General features: G+C 71.7%; 28 protein-coding genes. 14 read left to right on the top strand and 14 right to left on the bottom strand.

The window, feature by feature from the left end:
• The first annotated feature begins 77 nt into the window (after positions 1-77).
• Positions 78-719: a histidine phosphatase family protein gene (locus NOO62_RS30280; RefSeq protein ID WP_268773968.1), complete on the top strand. Its 642-nt coding sequence runs from the start codon at positions 78-80 to the stop codon at positions 717-719.
• 9 nt (positions 720-728) lie between these two features.
• Here the strand turns inward: NOO62_RS30280 and NOO62_RS30275 are convergent, their stop codons facing one another.
• Positions 729-926, bottom strand: a complete 198-nt coding sequence (locus NOO62_RS30275) for a hypothetical protein (protein WP_268773967.1) — start codon at positions 924-926, stop codon at positions 729-731.
• A 192-nt stretch (positions 927-1,118) separates the two neighbouring features.
• On the opposite strand from NOO62_RS30275, the gene NOO62_RS30270 reads away from it, so the two are divergent.
• A complete protein-coding gene (locus NOO62_RS30270) occupies positions 1,119-1,322 on the top strand; it encodes a hypothetical protein (RefSeq protein ID WP_268775848.1) in 204 nt (67 codons plus the stop codon).
• Positions 1,323-1,427: 105 nt separating this feature from the next.
• Here the strand turns inward: NOO62_RS30270 and NOO62_RS30265 are convergent, their stop codons facing one another.
• From NOO62_RS30265 to NOO62_RS30245, 5 genes are all read right to left on the bottom strand, one after another.
• Positions 1,428-1,625: a hypothetical protein gene (locus tag NOO62_RS30265; protein WP_268773966.1), complete on the bottom strand. Its 198-nt coding sequence runs from the start codon at positions 1,623-1,625 to the stop codon at positions 1,428-1,430.
• A 152-nt stretch (positions 1,626-1,777) separates the two neighbouring features.
• The gene (locus tag NOO62_RS30260) at positions 1,778-2,962 is read right to left on the bottom strand and encodes a spore photoproduct lyase family protein (RefSeq protein ID WP_268773964.1); all 1,185 of its coding nucleotides are present in this window, start codon (positions 2,960-2,962) and stop codon (positions 1,778-1,780) included.
• 51 nt (positions 2,963-3,013) lie between these two features.
• Positions 3,014-3,361: a DUF3140 domain-containing protein gene (locus tag NOO62_RS30255; protein ID WP_268773962.1), complete on the bottom strand. Its 348-nt coding sequence runs from the start codon at positions 3,359-3,361 to the stop codon at positions 3,014-3,016.
• The gene (locus NOO62_RS30250) at positions 3,358-3,585 is read right to left on the bottom strand and encodes a DUF2945 domain-containing protein (RefSeq protein WP_268773961.1); all 228 of its coding nucleotides are present in this window, start codon (positions 3,583-3,585) and stop codon (positions 3,358-3,360) included. Before NOO62_RS30250 ends, NOO62_RS30255 begins: the two co-directional genes overlap by 4 nt.
• Positions 3,586-3,690: 105 nt before the next feature.
• Entirely contained in the window at positions 3,691-4,695 is a 1,005-nt protein-coding gene (locus tag NOO62_RS30245) for a LacI family DNA-binding transcriptional regulator (RefSeq protein ID WP_268773960.1), read from the bottom strand.
• 156 nt (positions 4,696-4,851) lie between these two features.
• Here NOO62_RS30245 and NOO62_RS30240 point away from each other — a divergent pair, with 156 nt between their 5' ends.
• Positions 4,852-5,796, top strand: coding sequence for a carbon-nitrogen hydrolase (locus NOO62_RS30240; RefSeq protein WP_268773959.1), 945 nt, complete (start codon positions 4,852-4,854; stop codon positions 5,794-5,796).
• Positions 5,797-5,815: 19 nt separating this feature from the next.
• Here the strand turns inward: NOO62_RS30240 and NOO62_RS30235 are convergent, their stop codons facing one another.
• The 3 genes from NOO62_RS30235 to NOO62_RS30225 form a co-directional block, all read right to left on the bottom strand.
• Positions 5,816-6,400 carry a GNAT family N-acetyltransferase gene (locus tag NOO62_RS30235; RefSeq protein WP_268773958.1) on the bottom strand — a complete coding sequence of 195 codons (585 nt, stop codon included), beginning with the start codon at positions 6,398-6,400 and terminating at the stop codon, positions 5,816-5,818.
• Positions 6,400-7,470, bottom strand: a complete 1,071-nt coding sequence (tsaD, locus tag NOO62_RS30230) for a tRNA (adenosine(37)-N6)-threonylcarbamoyltransferase complex transferase subunit TsaD (protein ID WP_268773957.1) — start codon at positions 7,468-7,470, stop codon at positions 6,400-6,402. Before tsaD ends, NOO62_RS30235 begins: the two co-directional genes overlap by 1 nt.
• A 64-nt stretch (positions 7,471-7,534) precedes the next feature.
• Positions 7,535-8,446, bottom strand: coding sequence for an alpha/beta fold hydrolase (locus NOO62_RS30225; RefSeq protein ID WP_268773956.1), 912 nt, complete (start codon positions 8,444-8,446; stop codon positions 7,535-7,537).
• 253 nt (positions 8,447-8,699) lie between these two features.
• On the opposite strand from NOO62_RS30225, the gene NOO62_RS30220 reads away from it, so the two are divergent.
• Entirely contained in the window at positions 8,700-10,988 is a 2,289-nt protein-coding gene (locus NOO62_RS30220; protein ID WP_268773955.1) for a PIG-L family deacetylase, read from the top strand.
• Positions 10,943-12,055: an acyltransferase family protein gene (locus NOO62_RS30215; protein ID WP_268773954.1), complete on the top strand. Its 1,113-nt coding sequence runs from the start codon at positions 10,943-10,945 to the stop codon at positions 12,053-12,055. The genes NOO62_RS30220 and NOO62_RS30215 overlap by 46 nt, the downstream gene beginning before the upstream one ends.
• On the opposite strand, the gene NOO62_RS30210 is transcribed toward NOO62_RS30215, so the two are convergent.
• Positions 11,937-12,449, bottom strand: coding sequence for a DUF5994 family protein (locus NOO62_RS30210; protein WP_268773953.1), 513 nt, complete (start codon positions 12,447-12,449; stop codon positions 11,937-11,939). The two genes, NOO62_RS30215 and NOO62_RS30210, sit on opposite strands and share 119 nt — an antisense overlap.
• A gap of 624 nt (positions 12,450-13,073) precedes the next feature.
• On the opposite strand from NOO62_RS30210, the gene NOO62_RS30205 reads away from it, so the two are divergent.
• Positions 13,074-13,259 carry a hypothetical protein gene (locus NOO62_RS30205; RefSeq protein ID WP_268773952.1) on the top strand — a complete coding sequence of 62 codons (186 nt, stop codon included), beginning with the start codon at positions 13,074-13,076 and terminating at the stop codon, positions 13,257-13,259.
• 32 nt (positions 13,260-13,291) lie between these two features.
• Here NOO62_RS30205 and NOO62_RS30200 read toward each other — a convergent pair whose 3' ends face one another.
• The 3 genes from NOO62_RS30200 to NOO62_RS30190 all read right to left on the bottom strand — a co-directional run bounded on the left by NOO62_RS30200 (position 13,292) and on the right by NOO62_RS30190 (position 15,968).
• Positions 13,292-13,717 (bottom strand): DUF5994 family protein, encoded by a 426-nt coding sequence (locus NOO62_RS30200; protein ID WP_268773951.1) that lies wholly within the window; start codon positions 13,715-13,717, stop codon positions 13,292-13,294.
• 104 nt (positions 13,718-13,821) lie between these two features.
• The gene (locus NOO62_RS30195) at positions 13,822-14,862 is read right to left on the bottom strand and encodes a fatty acid desaturase family protein (RefSeq protein WP_268773950.1); all 1,041 of its coding nucleotides are present in this window, start codon (positions 14,860-14,862) and stop codon (positions 13,822-13,824) included.
• 17 nt (positions 14,863-14,879) lie between these two features.
• Positions 14,880-15,968: a ferredoxin reductase gene (locus NOO62_RS30190; protein ID WP_268773949.1), complete on the bottom strand. Its 1,089-nt coding sequence runs from the start codon at positions 15,966-15,968 to the stop codon at positions 14,880-14,882.
• Between the two features lie 324 nt (positions 15,969-16,292).
• Between NOO62_RS30190 and NOO62_RS30185 the strand changes: the two genes are divergently transcribed.
• The 4 genes from NOO62_RS30185 (at position 16,293) to NOO62_RS30170 (ending at position 18,882) form a co-directional block, all read left to right on the top strand.
• Complete coding sequence (locus tag NOO62_RS30185; protein ID WP_268773948.1) at positions 16,293-16,973, top strand: DUF5994 family protein; 681 nt, start codon at positions 16,293-16,295, stop codon at positions 16,971-16,973.
• Positions 16,974-17,042: 69 nt separating this feature from the next.
• Entirely contained in the window at positions 17,043-17,618 is a 576-nt protein-coding gene (locus tag NOO62_RS30180) for a DUF6328 family protein (protein ID WP_268773947.1), read from the top strand.
• 25 nt (positions 17,619-17,643) lie between these two features.
• Complete coding sequence (locus NOO62_RS30175; protein WP_268773946.1) at positions 17,644-17,781, top strand: hypothetical protein; 138 nt, start codon at positions 17,644-17,646, stop codon at positions 17,779-17,781.
• A gap of 120 nt (positions 17,782-17,901) precedes the next feature.
• A complete protein-coding gene (locus NOO62_RS30170) occupies positions 17,902-18,882 on the top strand; it encodes a TIGR03557 family F420-dependent LLM class oxidoreductase (protein ID WP_268775847.1) in 981 nt (326 codons plus the stop codon).
• A 106-nt stretch (positions 18,883-18,988) separates the two neighbouring features.
• Here the strand turns inward: NOO62_RS30170 and NOO62_RS30165 are convergent, their stop codons facing one another.
• Entirely contained in the window at positions 18,989-19,402 is a 414-nt protein-coding gene (locus NOO62_RS30165) for an SRPBCC family protein (RefSeq protein WP_268773945.1), read from the bottom strand.
• Between the two features lie 119 nt (positions 19,403-19,521).
• On the opposite strand from NOO62_RS30165, the gene NOO62_RS30160 reads away from it, so the two are divergent.
• From NOO62_RS30160 to NOO62_RS39325, 4 genes are all read left to right on the top strand, one after another.
• Complete coding sequence (locus tag NOO62_RS30160) at positions 19,522-20,640, top strand: acetate/propionate family kinase (RefSeq protein WP_268773944.1); 1,119 nt, start codon at positions 19,522-19,524, stop codon at positions 20,638-20,640.
• Between the two features lie 468 nt (positions 20,641-21,108).
• Positions 21,109-21,519 carry a four-helix bundle copper-binding protein gene (locus tag NOO62_RS30155; RefSeq protein WP_268773943.1) on the top strand — a complete coding sequence of 137 codons (411 nt, stop codon included), beginning with the start codon at positions 21,109-21,111 and terminating at the stop codon, positions 21,517-21,519.
• A gap of 534 nt (positions 21,520-22,053) precedes the next feature.
• Positions 22,054-22,269, top strand: coding sequence for a glycoside hydrolase family 15 protein (locus tag NOO62_RS30150; RefSeq protein WP_268773942.1), 216 nt, complete (start codon positions 22,054-22,056; stop codon positions 22,267-22,269).
• Between the two features lie 139 nt (positions 22,270-22,408).
• Positions 22,409-23,353, top strand: a complete 945-nt coding sequence (locus tag NOO62_RS39325; protein WP_414930910.1) for a glycoside hydrolase family 15 protein — start codon at positions 22,409-22,411, stop codon at positions 23,351-23,353.
• Positions 23,354-23,359 lie beyond the last annotated feature (6 nt).

The following is a 23,359-nucleotide window of genomic DNA, read 5'->3' as shown; positions in this document are numbered from 1 at the left end:
CCACCTTACGTACGGTTTCGCAAGGTCCGTGCAGCACGAACGGAACCGGCAGGGAACGCGGGGGCGTCCCTGCCCTCATGATCACTCCGACGACCGACGAGACGTCCACTCGCCACCTCTACGTCACCCGGCACGGCGAGGCCACGCCCGACGAGAGCGGACTGACGCCGGGAGGCCGCCGACAGGCGGCCCTGCTCGGCGAGCGACTCCGCGGCATCCCGTTCGCGGCGATCCACCACGGCCCGCTCCCCCGGGCCGAACAGACCGCGACCCTGATATCCGAAGCGCTCGACAGCAACCCCCCGCTGATCCGCTCGGCCCCGGCGGGCGACTACATCCCCTACATCCCGCACAAGGAGGAGCTGCCCCGCGAGACGGCCGACGCGACGCTGGAGCGCCTGGCACAGTTCCCCGAGGCGGAACGCGAGAACGGCCCCGCGCTCGCCGCCGAGGCGCTGTCCCGCTTCACCGGCCCCCTCCCCGGCGACGAGCCGCGCCACGAACTCCTCGTCACGCACAACTTCCTGACGGCATGGCTGGTCCGCGCCGCACTCGACGCCCCGCCGGCACGCTGGCTCGGCCTGAACCACTGCAACGCGGCCCTGACGGTCATCCGCTACACCCCGGGCCGCCCGGCCTCGCTGGTGTTCTACAACGACATGCGGCACCTGCCCGAGGAGCTGCGCTGGACCGGCATCCCGCCGGAGCTCCGCGCCTGACCGCCTGATTCACCGTCCCAGCAGGGTCGGCAGGCCGACGTTGTTGATCAGCGGCCCCTCGACCGAGACCCCCTCGTTGACGACGGTGTCGGTGACGGGGAGCGGCAGGGGCAGCGGGCCGGGATTGGCCGGGCCGGTGGCCGCCAGGGCCGGTCCTGTACCAGCGGCGAGGGCGACGAGAGCGAGAGCCAGAGCGTGACGGAACATACAGAAGCCTTACGGGTTAAGGGGATTGGGTCATTCGGGCGACGGACGGCGACAACCCGTTCGTATGATCGTCGGTGACGATCGGTGACCTCCCGAGCGTGCCCGGGTTACACCCGGCGAGCGGGCCGCGATCGACGGCCCGTAAGCACACGCTCCAAGGAGGCCGCAGTGAACGGCAATTGGGTGCAGAAGATGTCCCGCTGGACTCTGGTCGCGGCCGTGGCGGCCGCACCGGCCGTCCTGTGCTCCGGCACGGCGCACGCCGACGAGACGCACGAGAACTCGCACAACGCACCCGTGGTCGCGCTGATCAACACGGGCCAGATCGACGACCCGATGGAGGACGTCCTGGAGCACACCCTCCTCTTCGGCGACGGTTACCGGTGGGGCGGCTGAGAACCTGAACCGCCGTTCAGGGGGTTGGGAGGGAGGCACCCCGTCCGGGCCGCCTCCCTCCCACACCATCTCCCCCGCCCCCCGGGTGGCCTCGGCTTCAGATCGTCACGGAGCGAGGCACGCCGCGCCCGGCACCTCCGCGGGGACACCGGGGCTCGCCGGGTCGACGAGGGACGTGACGTCACCCGCCGCCTGGGTCAGGCAGTCGATGGTCGTGACGGGGTCCGGCACGGCACTGGCGGGCACCGCGAGGACCCCCAGCAGCGTGAAGGCACCGAGGATGACGGCGGCGGAGCGGCGCATGTGAACTCTCTTTCCTGTGAGCTGAGTTGCCTGCGGCTCGACGAGCAACGCGAGCCGCCCAGTGACTCCCCAACCCTCCGTCCCGATACGCCCCATTTCACCCGTACGTGAGAGACGTAACGATCCTCCTCTCCCGATCAGTTTCGACGTGGTCAGAAGGCGTACCGGATCCGCAGCCAGGGCGCGTGTGCCTCCACGAGCTGCTGGAGGCGGGCCAGGGCCTGCCGCTTGATGTCCTGGGAGTAGCGGACGTTGAGGGCCCCGTTCTGCGACCGCTTGGTCTCCTGCGCGTCCGGCTGCCAGAGCACCTCTTCGGCCTTGGGGTGCCAGCCCAGGTTGACCTCGTGCAGCCCTTCGTTGTGGGTCAGCATGATGATCTCGGCGGCAGCCTGCTCCTTCACGCGGGCGGGCAGGACGTCGTCGAGGTGGATGAGCAGCTCGGCCCAGTCCCGCTGCCATCCTGGGCGCAGTACGACGGGCGACAGGTTGAAGTGGACCTCGTACCCCGCGTCGAGGAAGTCGGCGGCCGCGGCGATCCGCTCGGCGACCGGGCTGGTGCGGATGTCGAGGAGCCGCGCGTCGTCGGCTGGCATGACGGAGAACCGCACCCGCGTACGCCCCCGCGGGTCGAGTGCGAGCAGATCCGGATTGACGAACTTGGTCGCGAAGGAGGCCTTGGCGGTCGGCATGGACCGGAACGCGGCGACGAGGTCGGCTGTGTTGTCGCTGACCAGGGCGTCGACGGAACAGTCACCGTTCTCGCCGATGTCGTAGACCCACGCGTGCGGGTCGCACTGGTTGGGCTCGGTCTTCGGACCCTGGGTCCGTACGTGGCGCTGGACGTGGGCGACGATCGCCTCGATGTTGGTGAACAGCGTGATGGGGTTGGCGAAGCCCTTGCGGCGCGGCACGTAGCAGTAGGCGCAGGCCATCGCGCAGCCGTTGGAGGCGCCCGGGGCGATCCAGTCGGCGGAGCGGCCGTTGGGGCGGGTGGCGAGCGTGTGCTTGACGCCGAGGACGAGCGTCTCCGTCTTGATCCGCACCCACCGGCCGATGTTGCCGTCGTTGCCGTGCAGGGAGGGGATGCGCCAGTGCCCTTCGACCTCGGTCACCCGTACGTCCGGCGATAGCCGGCTCATGATCTGCTGACCGCGCGGGGAGTCGAGGGCGGCGGGCTCCGCGTAGACCTCGCGCACGTCGAGCATGCGGCGGGCCTCGGGGCTGTCCCGGAAGGCGGGGCCCGGCGTGGGCTCGGCGGCCTCGGGGACGGTGTCCGACCATTCGAAAAGGGTTTGCTGTCCGGGCTCCGTGGGGCCAGGACCGGGGCCGGTGCTCATGCTCTTTCCTGCTCGCTCCGCACCTCTACGCCTTACCTCTGTGCCGCACCTCTACGCCACCGGGTCGTGCCCCCAATTCATGAGGGAGTATCTCCACCGTGTTTCGGTGACGTCGCCGCTGGGCCGCTGCTTCAGGTGCCGATGTACGTATCCGACGACTTTACGCATGTGGGCGATGTCGCTGTCCGTGAGATCGGCCTTCTTCTTCTCCAGCAGCTCGATGATGCGGCGCCCGGACGCGTGCCCCACGCTCTCGCCGCCGCCGTCCGACTGCCCCACGCTCTTCGACTCGTCCGTGGCCAGCCAGTCCTTGAGCGCGCGAGGCGTCATGTTGACGGCGTCCTTGAACTCCTTGCAGGTGTCGTCCCGCTGCCCGTCGCTGCCGCCCTCGCCGCTCAAGAGCCGCCGCCCTTCCTGCGCAGGGCCCCGGGCTTGTGGACGGCGTCGCGGCCGGACCTGTCGCTGGTGACTTCGTACTGCGGTTCATCCTTGGAGGCGTTGACGTGCCGCCCCGCGGCCTCCGTACTCTCCGTGATCTTCTTCTTCACCTTGCCCGGAACGGTCTGCCCATGGCTTTTCCAGGAGACCTGATCGCCCTTTCTCAGCTTCTTTTCCTTGGCCACGTCAACTCGCTCCCTCGGCGACACGTTCTCTCGGCGTCGCCCCTCGTCGGGCGACGTACCCACTGTCCCGCCGTTCGCGTAAGGGTGCATTCCGGGCGGCTCGCGTCAGTCGGCCGGGCCGAGCGTGGAGGCGCGGGCCTCCAGAGCCCACTCGTGGGTGCGGACCGTCGCCGGGTCCGTGCGGCCCGCGAGGATGTCGCAGAGGAGTTCCGCGCAGGCGTGGCCGTACGCCGAGGGGCGCAGGTCCACGGCGGTGACGGGTGGGGCCGCGCTACGGATGGCGGTTCCGTCCACGCATGCGGCCACGGAGAAGTCGCGGCCCACGGCGCGGCCCTGGGCGACTGCCGCTTGGAGGACTCCCGGCGCCGCGCCGTCCGGGGCGCAGATCACGGCGTCGATCTCCGGCGCCGCGGCGAGGAGCGCGAGCGTCGCCTCCTCCGCCTCGCGGGGCGTCGCGGCGAAGGAGACCGTACGGACCTCCACCGGCACGTCGTGCGTACGCCCCCACACGTCGGCCGTGCTGTGCAGTGCCGCCGCCCACGCGGAGGTGTCGGCGGGCGCCAGCAGGGCGGGGCGACGGGCGCCGCGGGCGTGCACGTGGTCCAGGAGGGCGGTCAGGGAGGCGGAGTTGTCGCAGATGACCGCGCCGCTGGGAGCGGGGGCCGACCCCAGGTAGCGCTCGCCGGTGACGACGGGGATGCCCGCGCCGAGAAGTCCCGGCACGGCGGGGTCGCCGATCTCGGGGTCGATGACGAGGAGCCCGTCGACGCGGGACGCGAGGGGTTCGTGCGCACCGGTGGCGGGCGCGAGCAGGACGACGTCGAACCCTTCCTCCTGGGCGCGGGCGACGGCCCCGAAGGCGAGGTTCATGTAGTAGTCGAGCCGCGTCGCCGTCTGGGGCAGGTGCAGCCCGATGGCGCCGGTGCTGGCGCGTCGGAGCCTGCGCGCAGCGCTGTTGGGCCGGTAGCCGAGGCGGGCGGCGACCTCCCGGACGTGCTCGCGGGTGGCCTCCGCGACCCGGCCCGCGCCTTGCAGGGCGTCGGAGGCGGTGCTCTTGGAGACTCCGGCGGCGTGGGCGACGTCGAGGAGGGTGACGGTACGGGCATTCACGTGGCCGAAGTGTAGACGTAGGCGATCAGTGGGGGGCGACTCTTGCCGGAACGTTCCGGCACGGTTTACATTCGGGCGATGCCGGAACGTTCCGGCTCCTCTTCACCCCGTGCTACGCCACCCCGTACCCTCCCCTTTACTCCCCTGGAAGTCGTCATGCGTCTGATCACCGCGTACAACCCGCCCGCGTCCCCCACCAGGACCCGGCCCGCCGAACGGTCTCCCCTCCGGGTGGCCGCCGTGCAGCAGCGCTGGCACCGCGACCCGGACGAGCACCGCGCTGCCCTCCGCGAGGGCATCCGTCTCGCGGCGGCGGAGGGCGCGCGGGTCGTGTGCCTCCAGGAGCTGACGCTGTCGCCGTACTTCGCGGTCGTCCGCAAGGCCGACCACCCCGCCCCGGCCGACCCCGAGGACCTGCTCACCGGCCCGACGTTCACCTTCGCGGCGGAAGCGGCACGCGAGTACGGGGTGTACGTGCACGCCTCGCTGTACGAGCGGGCTCCGTCGCCGGCCGGCGACGACGACGGGCTCGGCTACAACACGGCGATCCTCGTGGCCCCCGACGGCAACCTCGCCCAGCGCACCCGCAAGACGCACATCCCGGTCTCGGAGGGTTACTACGAGGACCACTGGTTCCGCCAGGGCCCGGCGGGCGACGACGCGTTCCCGCTGGTACGGGTCGACGACGCCAACCTCGGCCTGCCGACCTGCTGGGACCAGTGGTTCCCGGAGCTGGCCCGCGCCTACTCACTCGCGGGGGCCGACGTCCTCGTCTACCCGACCGCCATCGGCTCCGAGCCCGGCCACCCCGGCTTCGACACGCAGCCGATCTGGCAGAAGGTCATCACCGGCAACGCGATCGCCAACGCGACGTTCATGGTGGTGCCGAACCGGATCGGGTCGGAGAACGGCCTCACGTTCTACGGGAGTTCGTTCATCGTCGACCCCTACGGCCGGGTCCTGGCGCAGGCCCCGCGCGACGAGCCCGCCGTGCTGGTGGCCGACCTCGACCTCGACGCGCGCCGCGACTGGCTGGAACTCTTCCCGTTCCTGGCGACGCGCCGTCCCGACGCGTACGGGCCCCTCACGGCCACGAACTGAACGCCCGTTCCTGAGATGCTCAGCCAGTGCTCGGCCGGTGCTCAGCGAGGACGGGGGCGGCCGGGTGCCGGGGGCCGAGGTGGACCGCGACGCCCGTGCCCGCCGCCGCGGGGTGAGTGACCGGCGTCCAGCCCGCCCGTACGTAGAACGCGCGGGCCTGCGCGGCGGCCACGGAGGTCAGCAGCCAGCAGCGGCCGTCGGCCCGGTCCTCGGTCACCGCGGCCAGCAGCCCGGCGCCCACTCCAGTACCCCTCGCGCGCGAGGAAACCGCCAGTTCGTCCACCTCGCGCCCCCCGCACAGCCACGCGGCCGTGCGTTCCGCGCCGAGGGCGGCCGAGATCTGCGGGTAGCTCCGGCTCGCGGGGAACGGCGTCGGCGTCGTCCAGGCGGTGGCCCAGCCGAGTACGGCCTCCCCGTCGAGCGCCAGCGCGGCGGTGAACCCGGCCCGGGTGACGTCGTACGCGAGCCGCCGCAGGTAGTGGTCGGCGTGCTCGGGCCCTTCCCCCCAGGGCGCACCTCCGAAGGCGTCCACGTACACGCTCCGGATGCCTTCCGCGTACGACAGCAGACGGCTCGCGGAGACGGCCCCGACGGTGACGGCCATCAGGCGGCCCGGTCCGATGCGCTCGGCAGCGGGGTGAGCGAGGCGTACCGAAGGGGTGCCGACGGGTCGATCGACACGTTCAGCGGCGCGGGCCCGGCGCCGGAGCGGACCAGCAGGTCACCGACGGCGGCGATCATCGCGCCGTTGTCGGTGCACAACGTCATGGGCGGCACGCGCAGCTCGATCCCGGCGGCCGCGCACCGCTCCGCCGCGAGCCCGCGGACCCGGAGGTTCGCCGCCACGCCACCGACGACGACCAGCGTCCTCACGTCGTACGCGCGACAGGCCGCCAGCGCCTTGCGGGTCAGTACGTCCGCGACGGCCTCCTGCAACGCGGCGGCCCCGTCGGCCACCGGCAGTTCCTCGCCCCTGAGGCGGTGCCGCTCGACCCAGCGGGCCGCGGCGGTCTTGAGCCCGGAGAAGGAGAAGGCGTACGGATCGTCGCCGGGCCGGGTCAGCGGTCGCGGGAACGTCACGGCCAGCGGGTCGCCGTCCCGCGCCGCGCGGTCGATGGCGGGCCCGCCCGGGTAGGGCAGGCCCAGGATCCGGGCGACCTTGTCGAAGCACTCCCCCGCCGCGTCGTCGAGCGTGTCGCCGAGGTGCAGGATCGGCTCGCGCACCAGGTCACGGACCAGCAGCAGCGAGGTGTGCCCGCCGGAGACGATGAGCACGACGCACGGTTCGGGCAGCGGGCCGTGCTCCAGGGTGTCGGCGGCGACGTGTCCGGCCAAGTGGTGCACGCCGTACAGCGGTACTCCGGCCGAGTAGGCGAGGGCCTTGGCGCCGGCGAGTCCCACCTGGAGGGCGCCGGACAGGCCGGGTCCTGTGGTGACGGCGACCGCGTCGAGTTGGCTCAGCCGCAGACCTGCCTGGTCGAGGGCCTGCCGGACGACCGGGTTGAACGCGTGCAGGTGCGCGCGGGCCGCGATCTCGGGCACGACGCCGCCGTACCGCGCGTGCTCGTCCATGCTCGACGCCACCACGTGCGCCAGCAGCTCTCCGTCCCGGACGATCCCCGCACCGGTCTCGTCGCACGACGACTCGATGCCCAGCACCACTGGCTTGCCCACTGCACGCTCCTTCTGCGCAACTCACGCACCTGCAATATATGTGCAATAGAGCTGCGGGGTGAGCTCACGGGAGTGAGTTCCTCTCTCCGGGAGCAGCGCGCACGAAGCGCCGCAGGCAAGCCCGCACGGCGTCGGGCCGCTCCAGCCAGGGCTCGTGACCGGCACCTTCGATCCGGGCCAGCGGAAGACCGAGGGAGCGCGCGAGAGCGTCGAGCGCCGACAGGGGCCTGGGGTCGTCGCACCCCCCGAGCAGCTCCGTCCGCGCGGGCAGCCGTTCCCGCAGCCCGTCCAGGTGCCCGTCGAGGGGATCCGCGCGCCCCGCCGCCCCGAGCTCGCGGTTCATGCACCAGTTGACGGGCCGCCGCCGACGGGCCCCTTGCTCGGCCCACCGCCAACCGCGCTCCGCGTCGGAATGGTCGGTGAACCACGCCAGAGTGAGCAGCTCGACCTCCTGTTCCTCGGTGCGGTGCGGCGCCTCCTCCAGCACGCGGAGCCGCTCCCGCCGCGCTTCGGTCATGCGGCGGTTCCGCTCGGCCCGGTACCCGGCACGCCAGTCGCCGAGGAACGGCCCGCACATCAGTAGCGCCGCGGCCGCCCGGTCCGGGTGCGCGAGACAGAACCGGGCGGCGAGATCGGCACCGTAGGAGTGGCCGACCAGCACGGCCCGGGGTGCGTCCCACGCGTCGAGGAGCTCGGCGAGATCGCCTACGTGCCGGGTGAGGGTGTGGCGCCCCTGCCAGGGGGACCGGCCCGTCCCGCGCTGGTCGTACCGGTACACGGGCACGAGGTCCGCGACCATGGCGGCGACGTCGCCCAGATAGCCGGGCAGCCCGGGACCCCCGTGGAGCAGCACCACGGGCGCCCGCCGCCCACCGCCCCCGCCCGCGTCCGGCGGCCCGCTGTCCTCCAGCGCCGTCCAGTGCACCCGCGCCCCGTCGGAGATCGACGCCAGGCCCTGCTTCTCGGTGAAGCTCACCGCGGCGAAGCTACCTGGCCGGAGGCGCGGGGCGCGGGCGCGCGCACTCGCGAGAACACCCGTAGACCAGGCACGGGCCCCCGCAGGACACCCGCAGGACGAGCGGAGGACACCCGCGGGACACCCGTGAGGAAGATCACTGAGGACAACCCCCCGCTTCCGCGCGTCATCCTCCCCAGTGATCAAGGAGTTCACGGCGGCAGCTCACGAGCCGAGTGGCCGGTACGTCAGACGCAGATAGGCAAGACCACCCATGCCCCCCGAGAAGCGCATTCTCCCGCGCCCGCGCGCCACCCGTCGCACCGTCCTCACGGCCACCGTGCTGGGTGCCGTGGCGCCCGTAGGGGTCGGCATCGGCCTGGCCGTCCGCTCGAAGGGTGACGGCGGCGAAGCACCCGTCACGCCGCATCAGGCACCGGACATGAGCAAGGCGGCCCCGACGGGCACGTGGGCGGCCTCCGGACCGCAGCCGCGGACGACGGAGGCGATCGTGCAGATCGTCGCGCACCCCGACGACGACCTGTTCTTCATCAACCCGGAGGTCGGGCAGTCGCTGCGCAGCGGCAGGCCGCTGACCACGATCTACCTGACGTCCGGTGAGTCCAACGGGGTCAACGGTCCTCGGGCGGGCACGGGCACGGGTGCGGGCAAAGGCATGGGCATAGGCGCGAGCCAGGGCCGGCCCCGCCCGACGCGCGACAAGCGCAAGTACGCCAAGGCGCGGCAGAACGGCATCCGCGCCGCCTACGCGGAGATGGTCACCGGACGCCCCGGCCACCCCTGGCAGCGGACCATGATTACGACGGCGGGCGGCGGGCAGGCGGAGCTCGACACGTTGCAGGGCTACCCCCACATCCACCTGGTGTGGACGCTGCTGCACGAGGCGGGCAGCATCACCGGCGACCGCCCGCACAGCCTGCACGGACTGTGGGAGGGCCGCATCGACGCGCTCGGCTCGCAGTTGGCGCACGGCGGTCCGGTCACCCGCGACTTCTCGTACACGAAGGAACAGCTCATCCAGACCCTGACCGGCTACCTCAAGCGGTTCCGGCCGACTCAGGTCCGGATGCAGAACCCGACGCCGGGCCGCCTCGACCGCAACCTCAAGTGCTCCGACCACCAGGACCACCGCTTCGGCGCCCGCTTCGTGCAGCAGGCCCTCGCCCGGTACGCCGCCTCCGCTTCGCGCCCCCACTTCACCGTGCAGACGTACATGGGCTACTTCAACGGCGGCCTGCCCCAGGCACTGGACCCCGCTTCCGGCGCGTCGAAGGCCCGCACCCTCGCCACGTACTCCTGGAGCGACGACGCCACCCAGGACTCCTGCGAGGACCCGGCGGGCTGCGGTGACCTCAAGGTCGCGGCGAGCCCCAAGCCCCGCTGGTCGCACAGCATCCACCACGCAGGCGACAGCGGCGCCGACTGGCTGCTGACGGGCAAGGACGACAGCCTGTGGGCCTTCGCCGTACTCGACGGCCGGATCGCGCACTGGCACCGCCCGGGCGGCAAGGGCGCGCAGTGGACCGCGCGCGGTTGGCGGGGCCCCGTGTTCCAGCCGGAGACCGGCATGGACACGGGCGTACGCCCGACGACTCTCCCCGACGGACGGATGGCCGTTTTCGGCACCCGCACGCTGTTCGGCGACGGAACGGCGGCCGGATACGGCAAGGAAGTGGGGTACGTCGTCCAGCAGGCCCCGGGGAAGCCCTTCGGCCCCTGGCAGTCGCTCGGCACCCCGGAGCTGTCCGACGAGGTCGGCACGAACGACATCAGCTCCCCCGCGGTCGTGGTGGACCGCGACGGCGCGATGTCGGTCTTCCTGCGCGACAGCACCCACCAGCTGACCGCACGCACCCAGCAGCCGGACGGTACGTGGACGCCTTGGCGCGCCCTGGGCGGCAAGGCGGTGCACAGCGACCCGGTCGCGGCGACGGACCGCGCCGGACGGGCGTACGTCCTCGCCGCCACTCCGCACACCGTCCTGGCCTGGCTCCAGGACGGGCCGGGAGCAGAGGTGCGCGGCCCGCTGGCCACCGGCCTCCCGGCCACCACCTTGCCGTTGACGGTCCGCCGGGACGACGACGGCGTCCGGGTCTTCTACCGCGCCCCGAACTCCGGGAACGTGTGCTCGGCCCGCCTGCACGCGGACGCCCTCACCGACTCGGCGGCGGAGCCGGGCCGCGTGCGCAGGTCGTCCACCGCGCACACGTCGACGTCCGTCACCGACCTGGGCGGAGCGGGCGGTTACGGTCCCGTGAGCGCCACGTCCGACGACTGGGGCGACGTCCTGCTCTCGGCCAGGACCGCCACGGGCGACGTCGCCACGGCGTGGGGCACCGCGAGGAACCGGCCGCAGTGGAACCACACCGGCGTGCTCCTGGCTGGCGCGCCGTCGAGCGCTCCGCTGTCGTCGGGCGGCGTCGTCCTCACCATGCTCGGTCTCGACAGCCGCCTGTACTGGACCCATGCGAGGCGTGGCGGAGGTCGCCTGGCGCCTTGGCAGCCGGTGGGGTCCCCGACGGAGGGGAGGTCGAGGGCGTGATGCGCCTGCGGATGCCGACCCCCGCGCCACTGCTGACGGCCCGAAGCGCGCAGGACACCCGCGACCCGTTCTTCGACAACGCGAAGTTCCTGCTGATCGTGCTGGTGGCGCTCGGCCACTCCTGGGAACAGATCGTCTACGGCACGCACGCGCTCCAAGCGGTCCACACCGTGGTGTACACGTTCCACATGCCGGCGTTCATCCTGCTGTGCGGCTACTTCTCACAGCGCTTCACCGGCCGCCCGGACCAGGTGCGCCGCCTGATCGAGGGCGTGCTGATCCCCTACCTGCTGTTCGAGCTGGCCTACTCGGCCACGAACAGCGCGGTACGGGGCGAGCCCTACGTCTTCACCCCCACCGAACCCACCTACCTCTGCTGGTTCCTCGTAGCCCTGTTCCTCTGGCGGCTGAGCACACCCCTGTGGCGGGCGATCAGTCATCCCGTGCCGATCGCCGTGCTGGTCTCCCTCGCGGCGGGCCTCACCACGATGGGCTACGACCTTGCGCTGCCGCGCGTGCTGATGTTCCTGCCCTGGTTCGTCCTCGGCCTGAACCTGCGCCCGGAGCACTTCGCCCTCCTGCGGACGCGGCCGGCCCGCCGCTGCGCCGTGGTGGCATTCGTCTGCGCCGGAGCGGCGGCGTACTTGTGGGTCCCCGCGCCCGACGAACACTGGCTGTCCATGGACACCGGGTACACGGACCTCGATGTGAGCCGGCCGCAGTACCTGGCCGTGCGCATCGGCATCTTCGCGCTCAGCGCGGTGCTGGTGGCCGCGTTCTTCGCCTGCGTGCCCCGGCGCCGTACCCCCTTCACCGCTCTCGGCGCCGCCACCATGTACCCCTACCTCCTGCACGGCCTCCTGATCCGCGCGGGCGAGGCAGCGGGCCTGTACCCGCTCCTCAAGGACCTGGGCGTGACCGGTCAGGTCCTCCTCACCGTCGGCGTCGTCACGCTGGTGTTCCTGCTGTCGACTCCGCCGGTGCGCAGACTGTTCCGCCCACTGGTGGAGCCTCGACTGCCGCGGAGAGCCGTACCGGCGGGGGAACGTTCGAAGCAGGGGCGGTGAGGTCGCCGGCCGCGGCACTCGACATGATCAGTGCCGCCGCTTTCGCCGGTGTGTCCGGGGGCACGACCAGCAGGTCCCAGCGTCCCCGGCCGGGGCTGAGCAGGACGATCATGTGCTGGGCCGACGCCGTCGGACTCCGGTGCAGCCGTACGACCTGGTTGGCCACGAGCATCCGGCCCGGCATCGCGTGCCACATCGACCCCTTCACCGTGACGCTGCGGATGTCGCGCCAGGCGGCGGGCAGACCGACGAACAGCTGGGGCAGTTCGGAGACGACGTCGAACGACCGCGGCCACCACGCCCCGTCGATGGCCCGGGGCAGGCCGCCTTCGGGCGCCAGGCAGAGACGGAGAAGGGGGTAGGAGGGAAGCGGACGTTCCTGAACGGTAGCCATGAGGCTCCTGTCAACGGGGGTGACGCAAGGACAGCGGGTGGTGCCTGGGACCGGCGGGTGGCGAGCCGGTCCGGCGTCGGCCGGCGCACGCCGAGTGCCGCGACCGGCAGCACGACGTTCACCGCGGTCGCGGGCCTGCCGGAAACTGGCGTCATGATGGGGGACCTCAGCCCTCGAACCTCGGTACGACTGGTGCGGCCGGGGTCCCGGGCTGCCCCTCTGGCGGGAACCGCGAGGACTTGAACGGTCGGATGCATCGGCATACGGAAGGCCCTCGCTTCTTTCAACGTACTCCGGTCTTCTTCGGAAAGAGCCGATTCGAAGCGAATTGGCGCTGGTGTGGGCGCCGTTCACCGGGCGTAGGGCGAACTTGACATCTGGTCGACTCCTGCGCCTGCGGCTAGCGTGCACCGTGCCGCCCCGGCCCCCGGCAGCGCCACACAGCCCCCGCGCCCTTCAAGGGCGCACCGTGCGCATCTCCGCGGGAACCACCGCGTCATGAGCGTGACCGTCGCTCCCGCACCCGCGCCGTGCCGGACGATCCCGGCGCGGCCTCGATGCGCTCCCTGCCGGGCAGCGATCCCCTGCCCGCCGTGTCGCACACGTCGACCACAGGCGGTACTCATGTACGCGCTGATCGTTCCGGCCTCGACCCCCTTCGTCCTGCTCGCGACCATCATGGGTCTGGCCTGGTGGGAGGACCACGTCCTGCCACCGGCCGAGGCCGACCCGGCCGAGACTCCCGTCGGGGCTCCGCCGCCGGAGGTGCCTGCCGCGCTCCCCCGACCAGGCGCCCGCAGGGCCCGTTGACGGGGCAGGTCGCCGGGCGTTGAGCTCCGGAACTAACGGCCCTCCGAACGGTCCTCCAAAGGGCAGGCCATGCTCTCCATCAGTCGCCCGACCTCCGCGTCCGCGGCGGCGGGTGGCACCACCAGCAGGTCCCACCGGCCACGGCCGGGGGCCAGGAGGCAGACGGTGGACGGGGCGCGCTGAGCGGTCGTCCGGCGCAGGCGCACCACTTGGTCGGCGACGCGCACCCGGCCTGGGAACGGCGACCATACGGTCTCGTCCACGAGGACACTGGTGATCTGCCCCCAGGCGGACGGAAGTTCGGCGAACAGCCCGGGGAGTTCGGAGACCAGATCGGGCGAGTGGGGCCACCAGACGCCGTTGATGCGCCGGAGCGCGCCGCCCTGCGCCGACTCGGGCGCCAGGCGCAGTCGTACGGCGGGAGGTGAGAAGAGCGGGGGCCGGGGAGTGAGCGTCACGGGAGCTCCTGAAGGAGATGCGGGCGCCCGGGCTCACACGCGGCGGGCCGGGACCCGAGCGGGCCGACGACGCCCGACGTGCCCTCGGCTCTTGCAGCGTACTCCTACGGAATCGAGAACCGCAGGATGCGTCCCCAGGTGGAGCCGTACTGCCGCAACAGCGGTCCGGTGACGTACGGGATGCCGTACTTCTCGCAGAGTTCCCGCACGCGCGGGACGATCTCGGCGTAGCGGTTGCTGGGCAGGTCGGGGAAGGCGTGGTGCTCGATCTGGTGGCTCAGGTTCCCGCTGAGCACGTGGAAGAGCGGGCTTCCCTCGATGTTGGCCGAGCCCTGGATCTGCCGCAGGTACCACTCTCCGCGCGTCTCGCCCTCGACGGACTCCTCGGTGAAGGTCCGCACGTCACCGGGGAAGTGGCCGCAGAAGATGATGGTGTGCGACCAGAGGTTGCGCACGGTGTTGGCGGTGAGGTTGCCCAGCAGGCAGGGCAGGGCCGAGGGGCCCGCGAGCAGCGGGAAGAGCACGTAGTCCTTGGTGAGCTGGCGGGTGGCCTTGCCGAGGAACCCGGTCAGGTCGCCGGCGAGGGAGCGCCACGTCTTGCGGCCGGCGGCGACGGCGTCGGGCTCCAGGTCGTAGAGCGCGATGCCCCACTCGAAGAGCGGCGCGAGCACGAAGTTGTAGAGCGGCTGGGCGGCGTGGTGCGGGAGCCAGCGTTGGTCGCCGCTCATCCGGAAGATCACGTATCCGAGGTCCCGGTCGCGGTCGACGACGTTGGTCCAGGTGTGGTGCAGGTGGTTGTGGGTGTGCTTCCACGCCTCGGCGGGGGCGAGGAAGTCCCACTCCCAGGTGGCCGAGTGGATCGCGGGGTCGCCCATCCAGTCCCACTGGCCGTGCAGGATGTTGTGGCCGAGCTCCATGTTCTCCAGGATCTTGGCGGCGGAGAGCATGACGGTGCCCGCCACCCAGGCGGGCGGGAGGAGCGAGACGGCCAGGGCGATCCGGCCGCCCGCCTCCAGGCCGCGCTGGGTGGCGATGACCGTACGGATGTAGTGGGCCTCTTCGGCACCGCGCGCGGCGATGACCTCGGAGCGGATCCGGTCGAGCTCGGCACCGAACTCCTCGCCGAACTCCGGGGTCTCTGTCATGGGGACTCCTTGGATGGCTAGGCGTCGAGGGCCAGCGGTCCGGCTGCCGCCGACACGCAGGTCTGGATCAACTGGCCGTGGGGTTCGCGGAGTTCGCCGGTACGCAGGTCCCGCACCCGGCCGTACGTCAGTGGCGTGAGACAGCCGAAGCAGATGCCGCGTCGGCATCCGTACCGCATCTCCACACCCGCCGACTCGCCGACGGCAAGAAGCGGGGTGGCCGCGTCCGCGGTGACCTCCTTGCCGGTCCGGGCGAAGACCACCGGGTTGTGGGAGGCGGCTTCGAGGTCCCGTGGCAGGACCGGGGTGAGCCGGAAGCGCTCCACATGGAGTTGTCCGTCGAGCTTCTCCCTGTGCCAGTGGCTCTCCACCGTGTCGAGCAGGGCGGCCGGCCCGCAGGCCCAGGCCTCACGCCGCCGCCAGTCGGGGCAGAGCCGTTCCAGATCCTCCGGTGCGAGCCTGCCGTCGCGCGTGGTGTGCCGCTCGTGGTACGCCAGCCAGGGCAACGCCCGCCGCAACGCGTGCAGTTCGGAACGGAAGATGCTGTCACGGGCCGTGGGCGCGCTGTGCACGAGCACCACATCGGGGTGCGGGGGCCGTCGGAGCACGAGCGTGCGCAGCATGCCCATGACCGGGGTGATGCCGCTGCCCGCGGTGACCCACAGGATGCGGGGCGGAAGTCGCTCCGGGAGGACGAAATCGCCCTGCGCCGGGCCGAGACGAAGGACCGTTCCCGGAGACGTCCGGTGAACCAGGTGCGGGGAGACCGTCCCGCCGGGCGCCGCCTTGACGGTGATCGTCAGGACTCCGTCCTTCCGCCCCGGCACCGACGTGAGGGAGTACGTCCGCCAGTGCCGTACGCCGTCCATCTCCACGCCGACCGGAAGGTACTGCCCTGCGACGTGCCCCGACCGGCCCCGGCCGGGCCGGAGCGTGAGCGTGGCGGCATCCGAGGTCTCCGGACGCACAGCCGTCACCCGCGCCACCGGAAAGCGGGCGCCGAGGAGGGGATCGATCAATCCGAGGTAGTCGTCCGGGGTGCGCGGGCTGGTCAGCCAGGAGGCGGCGGTCAGCAGCTTGCTCGCGAGAGCCGGTAACGCCGGCATGCGCCAATTCCTTTCGTCTCGCGGCACGATGGTTCACGTACGTCGAGTCGTCCCGGGCCCGGCCGGATCCACGTAACCACGACCGTGCGGACGGGCGCGCGGCGGAGGGGCGCATCCTGCCATTTCAGGACCGGCCCAGGTTCTGCCGTGACCGGCGGGCACGTTTCCGACGGGTGCGCTTCTGCCCAGGTCGGTGGTGTGTGCGGACAGGCAGGGGCGGGCCCGGGGGAATGACCGGAAGGCGTCGCCGATCCGCCCCCACCCGGTCACCGCCCATGCCGCCCGCCGACCGCTGCTCCGCCTCGCGGCGGAGCACGGAGTACTGTGGGCGCTACCGAGGGCATTTCGCACATCGACTTCCACGTCGTGTCGTTCTCGGCGAGAGATGAGCCCCGGACCGCCGCACGAGCGGGCCGGAGACGGGTCCGCGTCATGTCGGCGACCTTGTACCCCTCCTTGCCGCACTCCGAGCCCGTCGCAGCCCCGGCCGCGCGCGTCGCCCTGAAGGACGACGGCGCCTCCCGCGGACTCCTGGACGGCGCCTGGTGGCCACGCTCCCGGGACCTGCTGAGCGAACTGGCCGCGCTGATCGACGTGTTGGACCCCTTGTGGGGCCGCATCACCCGCGTCGCCGTCAATCCGAAGTACTGGCCGATCATTCCGCGCAGGGTCCCCGTGGACGGCCACATCGTCAGGGTCGGCTGGTTCACCTCGGAGATCGACCCCCACAAGCTGCTGCTGCTCTCCTACGGCGCCGGGCGCTGGGACCTGCTGATCATCCCTCCGGAGACCGAGCCGGACGCCGCGGCCCGGCTCATGGCCGCCGCGTCCGGGCACGACGGCCCGCTTCTGACGGCGAGCGCGCTCATCGCCGCTGACGCCCGTCACGGCGCCGCCGCGACGGGCGACGAGCCACTGGGCCCGGACGAGGCGTGGGAGTACGAAGGCGGCGCGTCCACCCTGTCCGCCGCCGTTCCGCCTGACGATCGGCGCGGCAGGGCCTGACGATCGGCGCGGGCTCTGCATGGTACGACCGGCTCGGGGCATCCGGTTCCTCTGGAACAGGAGGAAACCATGTCCACGACGGAGCAGTCGGTCGAGTTCGCCGGAGAAGCGTCGGCCTGCCGCGGGTGCCAGGACACCGGCGGTGCGGAACTCGGCGGTGAACCCCCGGAGAACGCACGTCAACGGGTCAACCGGCGTTGGAACGAGATCCTTCAGGAGACCCGGGTCGCCCAGACCGGCGTGCAGATCCTCTTCGGATTCCTGCTCAGTGTGGCCTTCACCCCCCTGTTCCGGGAGTTGGACACGTTCGACCGGGTCGTCTACGTGCTCACCGTCGTCCTCGGCGCGTCAGCGACAGGCTCGCTGATAGCGCCCGTCTCCATCCACCGCTTCCTGTCAGGCCAGCGCATGAAGGACGAGGTGGTCGAGGCGGCGAGCCGCCTGATGATCTTCGGCATGGTGCTCCTCGCGCTGACCATCGGCTGCACGCTCCTGCTGATCCTGCGGCTCGTGGTCCCCGGTGTGCTGGCCGAGGTGCTCGTCGGCACGGTCATGCTCTGGTTCGGCTTCTGCTGGTACGTGCTGCCGATGCGCCTGCGCCGCCGCGCCGCCGCACGCCGAACCGGTGAGCTCGACGACGCCTGACGTACTCCGGAGAAAGGCCCGTCCCGTGTCCTCGAAAGTCTCCGACCACGTCCTGCGGCGCCCCGCCGACGTGCAGGAGCTGAAGGCCAAGGTGCAGGAAACGCTGCCGGGGCGCGGGCCGGGTGGCGACGCCCGGACCGGTAGGGGTTCGGACGACACATGAGTGCCGCTGTCCCTCCATCGCCTGTTCCGGCATGCGTGGAACGGGACGGCTGAAAAGAATGGGAGGACAGGTCGTGACCACCTTCTGCATCGCGCTGACGTGCGACGAGACGAGGAGCACATGAAGATCGGCTACAAACTGGCAGCCGAGGCGTTCGGCCCCTCGGAACTGGTGCGGCAGGCGGTTCTCGCCGAGCGAGCGGGTTTTGACTTCGTGGAGATCAGCGATCACTACCACCCCTGGCTGGACAATCAGGGGCACTCGCCGTTCGCCTGGACGGTACTCGGCAGCATCGCGGCCAAGACGGAGCGGATCGAGCTGGCGACCGGCGTGACGTGCCCGACGGTGCGCTACCACCCGGCGATCATCGCTCAGGCCGCCGCCACCCTGGCCCTGCTGTCGGAGGGCCGCTTCGTGCTCGGCCTCGGCTCGGGCGAACGTCTCAACGAGCACGTCACCGGCGTCGGCTTCCCGGACACCGTCGCCATCCGGCACGAGATGCTCAGGGAAGCGCTGGAGATCATCCGGTTGCTGTGGAGCGGTGGATACCGGTCCTACGAGGGAAAGCATCTGCGCCTCGCGGACGCCCGGGTGTTCGACCTGCCGGAGAAGCTGCCCCTGATCGCGGTGGCCGCGAGCGGCAAGCCCTCGACGCGGCTCGCCGCGGAGCTGGGCGACGGCCTGTTCGCGACCGAGGAGAAGCCGGAGATCGTCCAGCAGTACCGGGACGCCGGCGGTGACGGCCCGCGGTACGCGGAGGTGCCGATGGCGTGGGCTCCCGACGAGCACGCCGGCGCGAAGGCCGCCCTGGAGACGTCGCGCTGGGCGCTGACCGGGTGGAAGGTCATGAGTGAGCTGCCCAACCCGGTCAACTTCGACGCCGCGACGACGACCGTCAGGGAGGAAGACATCCTGGAGAAGTTCGCCTGCGGTACCGATCCCGCACGGTTCGTCGAGGTGGCGCAGAAGTTCGTGGACGCGGGCTTCGACCGGCTGGTCATGCAGAACGCCGGGCCCGATCCCGACGGGTTCATCGACTTCTACGAGCGCGAGCTCGACGGACGCATGCGGCAGCTGCGCCCGAACGGCGGCAAAGGCTGAGGACGGGGCAGGGCTCCGGTCGGGGTCAGGGCCCAGGACGGGGTCAGGGCCCAGGTCGGGGTCAGGGCTGAGAGTGGGGCAGGTCAGGTCAGGTCAGGTCCGGCCGTCAGCCCGCCGCGTTGTCGACACGCAGCCGTACCTGCTCCTCCAGCCGCTGGAGGCTCTGGTCCAGGGCGGTGTGAACGGCCTCCTCGCCGGGGTCGTGCGACGCCTCGAAGAACGACAGGTGCACCGTGACCTCGCTGGTGCCCTCGTCCAGGCCGGCGACCTGGAGCCAGCCCGCGTAGTCGCCCTGCTCGCGGGTGCCCCACTCCAGCCGCAGCTGTTCGGGCCGGGAGCGCAGCAGGGCGGAGACGTCCTGGCCGCCGCGGTCCTCGTGCACGCTCACGGCGGGCGGTTCCCCGGCATCCATGTGCAGGTTCCGCGGCAGCCAGGCATCCATCTGATCGACTTCGGCAGCCTGGTCGAAGACGTGCTCCGGCAGGGCGGGCATCGTGCGCGAACGTTCGTACTCGGTCATCGGTCGCCTTTCATCGGGCACTCGTGAATTTACGAGAGAACGCATGCCCGGCCCGCCACACGTGAATCCGTGACGTCACAAGTCAACCCGTTCGCCGAGCGATGCGGAAAGGGAGCGATATGTGCGCCCAGAGCGACAGTCCGGTCCTGGTGGCCGACGCGGGGTCGTCGAGCCTGCGTCTGACCGTCTTCGGCGAGGACGGCACAGTCCTGGCGGAACACCACAGCGACTCTCCGCCCGGAGACGACGTTTCGGGCCCGCTGCGGCACGTACTGGACGACGCGCCGGCCCCCACCGCCGTCGGACATCGCATCGTCCACGGCGGGCCGCGACGGCGCGGCCACACCTTGGTCGACGACGAGGTCCGCGCCGACCTCGACGAGGCGGCCGATCTCGCGCCGCTGCACGTGCCGCCCGCCCTCACGGTGCTGGACGCGGCGCGCGAGCTCTTGCCGGACGTCCCGCACGTCGCGTGCTTCGACACCGTCTTCCACGCCGACATGCCTGCCGCCGCCCGCACATACGCGGTGCCCGCCGCCTGGCGCGAGGAGTACGGGCTGCGCCGCTACGGCTTCCACGGGCTCTCCTACGCCTGGGCACTCGATCGGGCCGCCGCTCTCCTGGGCCGCCGCCCCGAACAGCTGCACCTCGTGATCGTCCACCTCGGCGGCGGCTGCTCCGCGTGTGCGGTGCGCGAGGGGCACAGCGTCGACACGACGATGGGATTCACTCCGCTGGAGGGTCTGGTGATGAGCCGTCGCAGCGGCAGCGTCGACCCAGGTGCCCTGACGTGGCTGCAGACCCGGCACCACGTGCCCGCCCGCGACATCGAGCACGCCCTGAACCGCGAGTCCGGTCTGCTCGGCCTCTCCGGCACCTCCGGCGATACGCGCGACCTGGTCCGCGGCCGAGCGGCAGGAGACGAGCGGGCCGCTCTCGCCCTGGAGGTCTTCACCCACCACTGCCGCCGCGGCATCGCCGGGATGGCCGCCTCCCTGGACCGCCTCGACGCCCTGGTCTTCACCGGCGAAATCGGCGAGGACCAGCCAGAAGTACGCGAAGAGGTCTGCGCCCGACTCCCCGCGCTCGGCCTCACGGGTGACCTACGGCCGCTGGTCGCCGAACGCCCCGAAGTCGTCAGCAAGCCCGGTTCGCGGGTCCCCGTCATCGTCGTACCGACCGGAGAGGCCCAACAGGTCGCCAGAGAGACCCGCACGCTGGTGGCGCCCCGTGATTGAGGCCCGCCTCCCGGCACGGCGAGGCCGCGCGCCCGAGGCATAGCGACCTTACGGTGGAAAACACGGGCAAGAGGGGCGCGGGCCCGCTCCGAGGAAGAGAGGCCCCGCTCCGAGCAAGAGAGGCATGCACCAGGTCACCGGTGGCGGCCGGAGTCGCCCGTGCCCTCGGCGCCACGCTCGACGTGCGGACCCACCCGACAGCCGGACTCACCCCACAGCCGGACCCACCCTCCAGGAGGAACCCACCATGACCGTCCCTCAGCCGCCCGGCAGGCCCGACCCCACGCACCCCGACCCGGTACCGCCGGCCCCCACGCCCCCTTCACCGCCTCCCGGCCCCCAACCGGGCCCGGCCCCGACCCCAGTGCCTCCCACGGAACCGGATCCCGTACCCCCGAAGCCGCCAGGCCCGGGCCCCGTGCCAACGCCGCCCCACATCCGTCACTTTCGTCACCTCCGGAGGTCGGCATGAGCACCGCGGTCAAGGACATGCTCGCCGCCTACCCCGCCGACCTGGGCGGCGTGGACCGCGCCAAGCTCGCCCGGTGCATCGAGGAGTGCGTCGCCTGCGCCCAGGTGTGCACCGCGTGCGCGGACGCCTGTCTGTCGGAGGAGATGGTGGCGGAGCTGACCAAGTGCATCCGCACCGACGCCGACTGCGCCGACGTCTGCGCCGCGACCGCCGCGGTGCTCTCCCGCCACACGGGTTACGACGCGAACGTCACGCGCGCCCTCCTCAAGGCGTGCGCCACCGTCTGCAAGGCCTGCGCCGACGAATGCGCGAGCCACTCCGAGCAGCACGAGCACTGCCGCATCTGTGCCGAAGCGTGCCGCCGCTGCGAGCAGGCGTGCAACGACCTGCTCGGCTCTCTGGGCTGACGTCCAGGGGCAGCCGTCCTTCCAATGGCACATCACCGACGGGATCAGAGACGGAAGGTCCGGTACTACGAGGACGGCACTCTCATCCGGGTCAGCCGGTGGGTCACGGCCGACGGCATCGTCTCGTGCCGAGAGGCGCTGGCCGTTCCCGCACGGGCCGATCGCGTCGTGCTGTCGCGTCAGGTCCGTGCGGTGCGGGGTGGCGCCCAGGTCGACGTAGATCTCGACGTACGCGGCGATTACGGCCGGAACGCCATGAGCGGGCTCCGCCGCGACGGTGGCGTGTGGCGAGGACGGAGCGACCCCCTGCACGTGCGGTTCGCAGGAGCGGACGACGCACGCCCCGGCCCCGGCGGCGGGCTGCACGCACGGCTGGCGGCTGCCCGAGAACGGCGTCCACGACCTCGTCCTCTGCATCGGCACCGAGCCGGGTGACGACCCGCTCGACCCCGCGCCCTGTGGGGCGCCACCGAGGGGTGGTGGAAGGAAGCCGTACCGGACTGCGTCGACACGGCGGCGCCCCGCGACACCCGCATGGCGTACGCCGTCCTGCACGGCCTGACCAGCGCCGCCGGCGGCATGGTGGCAGCGGCGACCACGTCGCTGCCCGAGCGCGCCGACACGGGGCGTGACTACGACTACCGCTACGCCTGGATCCGCGACCAGTGCTACGCCGGCATCGCGGTCGCCGCGCACGGGCCCACCCTCTTCTCGAACGGGCGGTGCGCTTCGTGTCCGAGCGACTCCTGAAGGACGGTCCGGAACTGCGTCCCGCCTACCCGGTGGGTGGCCGTCCCCTGCCCCCCCCGAACGTCGCCTGCCTCTCGTCGGCTACCCCGGCGGCGGCGACCGGACCGGCAACCTCGCCGGTCGGCAGTTCCAGCTGGACGTGTTCGGGGAGGCCCTCCAACCTGTTCGCCGCTGCCGAGCGCCACGGTGTCCTGGACTCGCGGGGCGTCACGGCGGCCGGGATCCCGCCCAAGCGGTCGCGGAACGCTGCCGGGAGCCGGACGCGGGACTGTGGGAGCTGGAGCGTCGTCATTGGACGCACTCGCGGCTGCGTCCTGCGTCGTGGGCCTGCGACATGGCCCGTGCCCTGAACACCTCCAAGTACGCCGACGACTGGGCACGGTCGGCGGACCGCATCCTGAGCGACACCCGCTCGCGCTGCCTGCACCGTGCCGGCTGCTGGCAGCGCGCAGCGGACGATCCGAGCCCGGAAGCGGCGCTGTTGCTCCCCCTGGCCCGGGGGGTGCCCTCTCACGACCCCAGCCTCACGCTCACCGGCTCGGAAGTGACGCGTCAACCAGCGGACGACGGCTACGTCCACCGCTTCCGGCGTCAGGAGCAGCCGCTGGGCGACGCCGAAGCGGCGTTCCTGCTCTGCGGGTTCACCACGGCGATGGCCGCGCACGCGGAGGGCCGGGAGACCGAAGCCATGCGGTGGTCCGAACGCACCCGCTCGGCGTGCGGACCTCCCGGGCTCTTCGCCGAGAGTACGACGTCACACAGCGCCAGTTGCTCGGCAATCTGCCGCAAGGGTTCGTCCACGCACTACTGCTGTTCTCGGCAGCGCTCCCCAACGACTGGCCGCGGCCACGCTGTCGGCAAGACTGGCCGACTTCGACGGCACACTCGCCGCTCTGGCAGAACCCAAGCGATTTTGGAACACCGAATAACCTTGGGGTCCAGTTCCCTGTCAGCGCACCAGACGAAGCTCCACGGTTTCCGCCACCTGCTCATCCACAGAGAACGGCTCGACAACATCCACGCATCATTCCTCGGGCCAGCTGTGTGCGTGCTCACCCGCCACCACGTCCAGCGGCTCTGTTGAGGAACT

This window comes from Streptomyces sp. Je 1-369 (assembly GCF_026810505.1).
Taxonomy (GTDB): domain Bacteria; phylum Actinomycetota; class Actinomycetes; order Streptomycetales; family Streptomycetaceae; genus Streptomyces.
This window is presented reverse-complemented; position numbering and strand designations above follow the sequence as displayed.

Coding starts and splice junctions, on each gene's coding strand:
- NOO62_RS30160 (WP_268773944.1), top strand. CDS start 19,522: ATGTGCGCCCAGAGCGACAGTCCGGTCCTGGTGGCCGACGCGGGGTCG.
- NOO62_RS30260 (WP_268773964.1), bottom strand. CDS start 2,962: ATGAGCACCGGCCCCGGTCCTGGCCCCACGGAGCCCGGACAGCAAACC.
- NOO62_RS30205 (WP_268773952.1), top strand. CDS start 13,074: ATGTACGCGCTGATCGTTCCGGCCTCGACCCCCTTCGTCCTGCTCGCG.
- NOO62_RS30235 (WP_268773958.1), bottom strand. CDS start 6,400: ATGGCCGTCACCGTCGGGGCCGTCTCCGCGAGCCGTCTGCTGTCGTAC.
- NOO62_RS30150 (WP_268773942.1), top strand. CDS start 22,054: ATGGCGTACGCCGTCCTGCACGGCCTGACCAGCGCCGCCGGCGGCATG.
- NOO62_RS30170 (WP_268775847.1), top strand. CDS start 17,902: ATGAAGATCGGCTACAAACTGGCAGCCGAGGCGTTCGGCCCCTCGGAA.
- NOO62_RS30240 (WP_268773959.1), top strand. CDS start 4,852: ATGCGTCTGATCACCGCGTACAACCCGCCCGCGTCCCCCACCAGGACC.
- NOO62_RS30220 (WP_268773955.1), top strand. CDS start 8,700: ATGCCCCCCGAGAAGCGCATTCTCCCGCGCCCGCGCGCCACCCGTCGC.
- NOO62_RS30270 (WP_268775848.1), top strand. CDS start 1,119: ATGTCCCGCTGGACTCTGGTCGCGGCCGTGGCGGCCGCACCGGCCGTC.
- NOO62_RS30195 (WP_268773950.1), bottom strand. CDS start 14,862: ATGACAGAGACCCCGGAGTTCGGCGAGGAGTTCGGTGCCGAGCTCGAC.
- NOO62_RS30210 (WP_268773953.1), bottom strand. CDS start 12,449: ATGGCTACCGTTCAGGAACGTCCGCTTCCCTCCTACCCCCTTCTCCGT.
- NOO62_RS30180 (WP_268773947.1), top strand. CDS start 17,043: ATGTCCACGACGGAGCAGTCGGTCGAGTTCGCCGGAGAAGCGTCGGCC.
- NOO62_RS30280 (WP_268773968.1), top strand. CDS start 78: ATGATCACTCCGACGACCGACGAGACGTCCACTCGCCACCTCTACGTC.
- NOO62_RS30190 (WP_268773949.1), bottom strand. CDS start 15,968: ATGCCGGCGTTACCGGCTCTCGCGAGCAAGCTGCTGACCGCCGCCTCC.
- NOO62_RS30265 (WP_268773966.1), bottom strand. CDS start 1,625: ATGCGCCGCTCCGCCGCCGTCATCCTCGGTGCCTTCACGCTGCTGGGG.
- NOO62_RS30155 (WP_268773943.1), top strand. CDS start 21,109: ATGAGCACCGCGGTCAAGGACATGCTCGCCGCCTACCCCGCCGACCTG.
- NOO62_RS30165 (WP_268773945.1), bottom strand. CDS start 19,402: ATGACCGAGTACGAACGTTCGCGCACGATGCCCGCCCTGCCGGAGCAC.
- NOO62_RS30275 (WP_268773967.1), bottom strand. CDS start 926: ATGTTCCGTCACGCTCTGGCTCTCGCTCTCGTCGCCCTCGCCGCTGGT.